This is a genomic window from Pseudomonas sp. PICF6 (assembly GCF_009831705.1).
Lineage (GTDB): Bacteria > Pseudomonadota > Gammaproteobacteria > Pseudomonadales > Pseudomonadaceae > Aquipseudomonas > Aquipseudomonas rhizophila.
Window position 1 is genome coordinate 208,838 of sequence record NZ_WUUD01000035.1, and the last position, 7,320, is coordinate 216,157.

Annotated in this window: 6 protein-coding genes, 1 tRNA gene and 1 pseudogene; 6 read left to right on the top strand and 2 right to left on the bottom strand. The window is 60.0% G+C overall.

All coding sequences use genetic code 11. The features are described 5' to 3' along the window. A pseudogene (locus tag GSM73_RS27990) lies at window positions 1–475 on the top strand (hypothetical protein); the annotation flags it as partial. Window positions 476–506: 31 nt separating this feature from the next. Here GSM73_RS27990 and GSM73_RS25545 read toward each other — a convergent pair. Then, a complete protein-coding gene (locus GSM73_RS25545; RefSeq protein WP_160894203.1) occupies window positions 507–1,574 on the bottom strand; it encodes a 3-deoxy-7-phosphoheptulonate synthase in 1,068 nt (355 codons plus the stop codon). Between the two features lie 692 nt (window positions 1,575–2,266). Between GSM73_RS25545 and GSM73_RS25550 the strand changes: the two genes are divergently transcribed. From GSM73_RS25550 to GSM73_RS25570, 5 genes are all read left to right on the top strand, one after another. Further along, window positions 2,267–2,701 (top strand): N-acetyltransferase, encoded by a 435-nt coding sequence (locus tag GSM73_RS25550; RefSeq protein ID WP_076384052.1) that lies wholly within the window; start codon window positions 2,267–2,269, stop codon window positions 2,699–2,701. A gap of 127 nt (window positions 2,702–2,828) precedes the next feature. Beyond that, the gene (gene uvrY / locus GSM73_RS25555; RefSeq protein ID WP_024781217.1) at window positions 2,829–3,470 is read left to right on the top strand and encodes a UvrY/SirA/GacA family response regulator transcription factor; all 642 of its coding nucleotides are present in this window, start codon (window positions 2,829–2,831) and stop codon (window positions 3,468–3,470) included. Between the two features lie 2 nt (window positions 3,471–3,472). Then, window positions 3,473–5,296 (top strand): excinuclease ABC subunit UvrC, encoded by a 1,824-nt coding sequence (gene uvrC / locus GSM73_RS25560; RefSeq protein ID WP_139049667.1) that lies wholly within the window; start codon window positions 3,473–3,475, stop codon window positions 5,294–5,296. A 32-nt stretch (window positions 5,297–5,328) separates the two neighbouring features. Next, complete coding sequence (gene pgsA, locus GSM73_RS25565) at window positions 5,329–5,889, top strand: CDP-diacylglycerol--glycerol-3-phosphate 3-phosphatidyltransferase (protein ID WP_047227859.1); 561 nt, start codon at window positions 5,329–5,331, stop codon at window positions 5,887–5,889. 63 nt (window positions 5,890–5,952) lie between these two features. After that, window positions 5,953–6,028, top strand: a tRNA-Gly gene (locus GSM73_RS25570). A 194-nt stretch (window positions 6,029–6,222) separates the two neighbouring features. Here the strand turns inward: GSM73_RS25570 and GSM73_RS25575 are convergent. Next, window positions 6,223–7,320, bottom strand: a 1,098-nt coding sequence (locus GSM73_RS25575; protein WP_256677093.1) for a gamma-glutamyltransferase family protein, incomplete at its 5' end; no start/stop codon positions are given.

Below are 7,320 nucleotides of genomic sequence, written 5' to 3' on the forward strand. Positions count from 1 at the left end.
CGAGGTAGCGTTCTGGATCGATCATTCGCTGATTGCCCCTCATGAGGGTCAAAGCCTGAGCCTGACCTATGTCGTCCGGCGCGGACATTCGGTGCGTCGCGCCGAGCCCCTGTCGTTGCACCTGGGGCCTTTGCGACGTCCTGCTCTGAAAGCGCCGCGGATTGCGGGATTGAACGCGGGCGGGCTGGATGTCGACGGGTTACAGGAAGGGGTGAGTGTCGTCATCGACGATGCCGGGCTTGAGGCTGGCGAGCTGGTCTGGCTGCAGTGCAACGGCAGTTACGCGCATGTCGCCGAGCGCGAAATCACCGCGGCGACGGCAGGTCAAGCGCTGACCTTTGTAGTGCCTGCGGCGTTCTGGCAGGACCAGTGCGGCAGATCGGTGCACTTGTTTTATCAGGTCGAGCGCCTGGACGATGTGAGCCAGCATTCGGAGTGGGTCACCGTCCAGGTTCGCTCCGAGACAAAAAGCTGAGCGCCCTCGCTGGGGAGGGCGCTTTCAGGATTCAGGCCGACACCAGTTGACGATGGGCCTGACGCAGCAGTTGCTCGGTGGTCGCCCAACCCAGGCAGCCATCGGTCACCGATACGCCGTAACGCAGCGACGGGCCCAACGACTGGCAACCTTCGAACAGGTGGCTTTCCAGCATCATGCCGATGAGGGAGTGGTTTCCTTGCAGGCGCTGTTCCAGGACGTCGTTGAACACCTGAGGCTGGCGCAACGGGTCTTTGCCACTGTTGGCGTGGCTGCAATCCACCATGATCCGGGCCGGTATTTTCAGGCGGGTCAGGTCATTGTGTATCTGTGTGACGCTCTGGCGGTCATAGTTCGGCCCGCGATGACCGCCGCGCAGCACCAGATGAGTGTCGGGGTTACCCTGGGTCTGGATGATCGCCGGATGCCCCTGGCTGTCGACGCCGAAATGCCGATGAGGATGGGCTGCCGAGCGCATGGCATCGCAGGCGATGCCAACACCGCCGTCCGTGCCGTTCTTGAAACCGACCGGCATGCCCAGGCCGCTGGCCATTTCCCGGTGGATCTGCGATTCGGTGGTACGCGCGCCGATGGCGACCCAACTGAGCAGGTCATCGAAGTAGTTGGCGGCCATGGGTTGCAGCAGTTCGGTGGCCACAGGCAGGCCCAACTGGAGCATTTCGCGCATCAGTTCCCGGGACAGCGTCAGGCCGCCGGCCATGTCATCGCTGCCATCCAGGCCAGGGTCGTAAGCGAGGCCTTTCCAGCCTACCGTCGTGCGGGGTTTTTCCACGTAGGCGCGCATCACCAGCAGCATGCTGTCGCTGACTTCATGGGCCACGCGCGCCAGGTTGGCAGCGTATTCGAGGGCCGATTTCGGATCGTGGATGGAGCAGGGGCCGACAATGACCAGCAGGCGGGAGTCCTCGCCGTCGAGGATCGCGCGGATTGCCTGGCGATGGGCATTGACCTGTTGGCTCAGCGCCGAGCTGAGGGGCAATTGTTGCTTGAGTTGCAATGAGCTGGGCAGACGCAGGGTCAGGGCTTCATTGGCAGGGTTTAGCGTGGACAGCGGCAAAGCAGAGACGGACGAATTCATGATCTGGTTTCCTGGGCGGGCAGCGGGTTCATTCCCGCGCGCCGGCCCTATTGGGGTGTTCGACAATTGGCCGTATTGGCCCGCAACTGAGGCTTGCCACCGGTAGGTGACCGATCGGAGGCGGCAGGCTGTCCCGAGCGGTGGCTGGTAAATCGCCAGGCGGAAAAACTGTCGTAACGGTAATAAGTGGCGTAGTTCATGGCTCAATCCTCAAGTTTGTCTGGTGTCGCAAAAATGTGTGGGGCTGAAAAAACAAAACCCCCGGTCGGGAGGCCGACCGGGGGTTAGAAAACTCTGGAAGGCGACCCGTTTAAATTGGGCGCCGGTTGGGTATCAGGCGCGCCAGTGGCTAAACCAATACCCAAAATAAAAGCTGACCGGAGTCTGAACACTGTTCTCCCAGGCAGCCGCAACCGAGCGCGGGGCGCTGGCGGTTTGAAGCGATGCGAGGGCGTTGAACATGGTCTGTCTCCGATGAATGGCCCTGAGCTTACTAGAGCAGGGCGGGCCGGTTCAATCAGAAAATTCTATCGTGGGCATGTGATTGTTCATCCTGGCTTGAGTCCGGCGGGCTTTATGACAAACTTTGGGTTTGCACCTTCTCTCGATCTGGCTTTCGGCCTGAGCGAGTTGTGGTGCCCGACGGTTATCGGGCCCAGTCGTATGGGTGACCATTCTTTGAAGAGGTACACATGAGTTTCCAGTGGCGTGCGGCAACGGCCGAGGACATCGCCTTTGCCCGGCAACTGACGTGCATCAACATGCTTCCCTATTACTTGCACCATGATTTGTTATGGCAGGACGAAGCATTCGATCTGGCCTGGATCATTCGTCAGAACTGGATCATCTGCCGCGAGGGGCAAGCGTTGGGTTTTGTGAGTCTGAGTCGTGATGCCCGGGCGTTGTATATCCGGGAGCTACAGATTGCCGAGGCGTTTCGGGGGCAGGGCGCCGGCACCTGGGCGATCGGTCAGGTTTGGGACATGATGATGCAGGAGCGTCGCCCGGCGTTACGCCTGACGGTTTTCAAGAACAATCCGGCCAGGGTGCTCTACGAGCGCATGGGGCTGCAGGTGGTCGGCGAGGATGAATGTTTCCTGAGGATGGAACGGGCCGCCAGGGCTTGAGGCCTCGGATTGCGTGCCTGTGAAAGACGCGTTGTAACTTTTATATGTCCCTTTGCGCTAGGTCTGCCGGATGGTTTTTGCTAAGGTGTTGGGCAACCCAAATAAGACCAAATCGTGAGGTGTCTGCTTGATTAGGGTGTTAGTGGTCGACGACCATGATCTCGTCCGTACGGGCATTACACGAATGCTGGCTGATATCGACGGTCTGCAGGTGGTTGGTCAGGCTGAATCCGGGGAAGAGTCCCTTATCAAGGCGCGTGAACTGAAACCCGACGTGGTACTGATGGACGTCAAGATGCCAGGCATCGGCGGTCTTGAAGCCACGCGTAAACTGCTGCGCAGCCACCCGGACATCAAGGTGGTCGCGGTGACCGTGTGTGAAGAAGATCCGTTCCCGACCCGGTTGTTGCAGGCGGGTGCTGCGGGTTACCTCACCAAGGGCGCCGGCTTGAACGAGATGGTCCAGGCCATTCGCCTGGTATTTGCCGGTCAGCGTTACATCAGCCCGCAAATTGCCCAGCAGCTGGCAATCAAGTCGTTCCAGCCGACCAATGAATCGCCCTTCGATGCGCTGTCGGAACGGGAAATCCAGATTGCCCTGATGATTGTCGGTTGCCAAAAGGTGCAGATCATCTCCGATAAGCTGTGCTTGTCGCCTAAAACCGTCAACACCTACCGTTACCGAATCTTCGAGAAGCTGTCGATCAGCAGCGATGTCGAGTTGACGCTGCTGGCGGTGCGCCACGGCATGGTCGATGCCAGCGCCTGATAATGACTGAACTGTTTGATCCAAGTGCTTTCCTGTCCACATGCAGCGGTCGCCCAGGCGTCTATCGCATGTTCGACAGCGATGCGCGTCTGCTTTACGTCGGTAAGGCCAAGAACCTCAAGAAGCGTCTGGCCAGTTACTTTCGTAAAACCGGCCTCGCGCCAAAGACCGCCGCCCTGGTGGGGCGCATCGCGCAAGTCGAAACCACCATCACCGCCAATGAAACCGAGGCCTTGCTGCTCGAGCAGACGCTGATCAAGGAATGGCGGCCGCCGTACAATATTCTGCTGCGTGACGATAAGTCCTACCCGTACGTGTTCCTGTCCGACGGGGCATTTCCGCGTCTGAGCATCCACCGCGGGGCCAAGAAGGCCAAGGGCCGGTATTTCGGTCCTTACCCCAGCGCTGGGGCGATCCGTGAAAGCCTGAGTCTGTTGCAGAAGACCTTCTTCGTTCGCCAATGCGAAGACAGCTATTACAAGAACCGTACCCGACCATGCCTGCAATATCAGATCAAACGCTGCAAAGCGCCTTGCGTCGGGTTCGTCGAACCCCACGTCTACGCCGAAGACGTGCGCCACTCGGTGATGTTTCTTGAAGGTCGCAGCAATGCGTTGACCGACGAACTGTCGGCGGCGATGGAGGACGCGGCCGTCAATCTTGAGTTTGAGCGGGCTGCCGAGCTGCGTGACCAGATCGGGCTGCTTCGCCGCGTGCAGGATCAGCAGAGCATGGAAGGCGGCAGCGGCGACGTTGACGTGATCGCCGCGTTCATCAACCCGGGTGGCGCCTGCGTTCACCTGATTAGCGTGCGCGGCGGTCGGGTGCTGGGCAGCAAGAACTTCTTTCCCCAGGTGGGTATCGAGGAAGACGTGGCCGAAGTCATGGCGGCGTTTTTGGGCCAGTACTACATCAGCAGCCCGGAGCGCGACCTGCCTGCCGAGTTGATCGTCAATGTGGTCCACGAAGACTTCCCAGCCCTGGTCGAGGCCATTGACAAGCTTCGTGGTCGTGAACTGACCATCAGCCATCGCGTGCGTGGCACCCGGGCGCGCTGGCAGCAACTGGCCGTGACCAACGCCGAACAGGCCCTTGGCGCACGCTTGGCCAACCGCCAGCATGTGGCTGCACGGTTCGATGCCTTGGCCGATGTCCTTAACCTGGACGAGCCGCCGCAGCGGCTGGAGTGCTACGACATCAGTCACTCCAGTGGCGAAGCGACCGTGGCCTCTTGTGTGGTGTTTGGTCCGGAGGGCCCGATCAAGTCCGATTACCGGCGCTACAACATTGAGGGCGTTACCCCGGGCGATGATTATGCGGCGATGCATCAGGCGCTGATGCGCCGGTTCGGCAAGCTCAAGGACGGGGAGGGCAAGCTGCCGGACATCCTGCTGGTGGACGGCGGCAAAGGCCAGCTGTCCATGGCTCGCGACGTATTGAACGAGCTGATGGTCCCCGACCTGATCCTGCTGGGCGTGGCCAAGGGCGCCACCCGCAAGGCCGGTTTCGAGACCTTGTACCTGAACGATGCGGCCCATGAGTTCACCCTGAAAGGGGATTCGCCGGCGCTGCACCTGATCCAGCAGATCCGTGACGAAGCACACCGTTTCGCCATTACCGGACACCGCGCCCGCCGGGGCAAGACCCGCCGTACATCGACGCTGGAAGGTGTGGCAGGGGTCGGCCCGACGCGACGTCGCGATCTATTGAAACATTTTGGTGGATTGCAGGAGCTGTCTCGTGCCAGCATCGAAGAGATAGCCAAAGCTCCCGGTATCAGTAAAAAGCTCGCTGAGTCGATTTATGCAAGCCTGCATAGCGAGTAGAATGCCCGTCAACCTCGCAGCCAGTTGTGCCGATGAATATCCCAAATCTGATTACCGTACTCCGCGTCCTGCTCATCCCGATCTTCATTTTGCTGTTCTATTTGCCGTACCACTGGAGCTATGTGGCCTCCGCCTCGGTCTTTGCCTTCGCCGCCGCCACCGACTGGCTGGACGGCTACCTGGCCCGACGCCTGGAGCAGAGCACGCCTTTCGGCGCCTTCCTGGACCCTGTGGCCGACAAGCTGATGGTCGCGGTCGCCTTGGTTCTGCTGGTGCAGGAGCACGGCAACCTCTGGCTGACCCTGCCGGCGGCGGTGATCATTGGCCGCGAGATCGTCGTATCGGCACTGCGCGAATGGATGGCCGAACTGGGCGCCCGTGCCCAGGTGGCGGTATCGAACCTGGGCAAATGGAAAACCGCCGCGCAGATGCTGGCGCTGGTGATCCTGCTGGGCAACCCGGCCAACTTCAATTTCTGGGTGCTGTTGGGCTATGCATTGCTGCTGATCTCCGCAGGCCTGACATTGTGGTCGATGGTTCAGTACCTGCGCGCCGCCTGGCCGCATCTGCGCACTGACGTAGACCCGAAATAAAAGTTTTTTGAATCAAAGGGTTGACGGCGTAATCTGAATCTATAGAATGCGCCACACCAAGACGCGGGAATAGCTCAGTTGGTAGAGCACGACCTTGCCAAGGTCGGGGTCGCGAGTTCGAGTCTCGTTTCCCGCTCCAAGATTCAGAAAAAAGCCACTCAGATGAGTGGCTTTTTTTTGTGCCTGTGAAATACAGACCCAATGCAAGCTCGCCACAGTTCTGAGCCCTGGGCGGCAAAGCGTGTTGGCAATAGCTTGCGGTGGGATGAGAATTAGCGGTTTTCAGAGAATAATCCTACGCGCAACTCAGTTGCGCCTAGGATCTTCGTACTTTCAGTACGCGGCCACCAGACCATCCTTCCGGGGATCAGTGCCACCCACATAACCATGAGTGGTGCGCTGGATAATCTGCGCGCCGCCAAAGGCGAATACGCCGTTAGGTTCTTCGATAACTATGTCGTGGCCTTTGGCACGCAAGGCTTCGACCACCTGTGGGTCGAATGCACGTTCCACTGCGACTTTCAGGCCAGATTCGAGCCTCCAGCGCGGTGCGTCTGCGGCGGCTTGCGGGTTCTGTTTGTAGCGCAGGATGCGCATCATCATCTGCAAGTGACCCTGTGCCTGCATCGGGCCGCCCATCAGGCCGAAGGACATCAACGGCGTGCCGTCGGCGTTCATCACAAAGCCGGGGATTATGGTGTGGAACGGACGTTTGCGCGGTGCAACGTAGTTGACGTGCTGCGGATCCAGGGAGAAGCCCGCGCCACGGTTTTGCAGGCTGATGCCGGTGCCAGGCACCACGACACCTGAGCCGAAGCCCATGTAATTGGACTGGATGAACGAGATCATCATGCCGCTTTCATCGGCCGCCGACAGGTAAACGGTGCCGCCCGGTTTAGGCGAACCATGCCCCGGATTGGCGGCCTTGTCGGTGACGAGACCGGCGCGCTCCATCAGGTAGGTTTTATCCAGCAGATGCTCGGAAGGCACGCGCATGTGGTCGTTATCCGCCACGTGTTCGTCCAGGTCGGCAAGGGCCAGCTTCATGGCTTCCAACACTGGGTGCACGGTTTCCAGGCTGTCCACTGGATGCTCGCCGACGCCCAATGCTTCGAGCATAGTCAGGCCGGACAGGGTAGCGATGCCCTGGCCATTAGGTGGCAATTCATGAACGACGGCGCCGGCGTAGGGCACCGACAGGGTGTCGATCCAGTCCACAGTGTGGGTCGCCAGATCGTCGAGGCTCATGACGCTGCCATTGGCGTTGGCATGGGCGATGATGGCTTGGGCCAGTTCGCCGCGATAGAACGCTTCGCCTTTGGTTTGGGCGATCAGCTCCAGGGTGCGGGCGTGATCCTTGAGCCGGATTTTGTCCCCGGCCTGTGGTGCTTGGCCGTCGGGCAGGAAGCACTCGGCAAAACCCGGCTGATC